Genomic DNA, 503 nt, shown 5'->3' on the forward strand with positions numbered 1-503 from the left:
GTTTTAACCTCCGGGAATGCTTCTTTTAATACGACAGCAACTTGTGATGGCGGAACATCAAATATAACCGGAGATCTTGGCGGAAGCTTTACGTTTAATCCAATACCAACCGATGGTGCAACAATAAACGCAACTAGCGGAACAGTAACTAATGGTATTTCTGGAACAACCTATACTATTGAATATGCGAGTCCAGGAACCTGTGGAACAAGTAGCACAGAAACGGTTACGGTTTTAACTTTAGGAAACGCTTCTTTTAATACGACAGCAACTTGTGATGGCGGCACCGCAAATATTACCGGAGATCTTGGTGGGAGTTTTGTTTTTAATCCGATCCCAACCGATGGAGCCACGATAGATGCAACTAGCGGAGCGGTAACTAATGGAATTTCCGGGACGACCTATACGATAGAATACGCAAGTCCAGGAACCTGCGGAACAACTAGCACCGAAACAGTAACTGTTTTAACCTCCGGAAACGCAGCTTTTACTATGACAGCAAC

1 pseudogene is annotated in these 503 nt (G+C 44.1%); it reads left to right on the forward strand.

The annotated features are described in order from the left end of the window. Positions 1 to 503 (forward strand): annotated as a pseudogene (locus ACVCZW_RS19420) (hypothetical protein); the annotation flags it as partial.

The sequence above is a fragment of the Lacinutrix sp. MEBiC02595 genome (genome assembly GCF_053601555.1).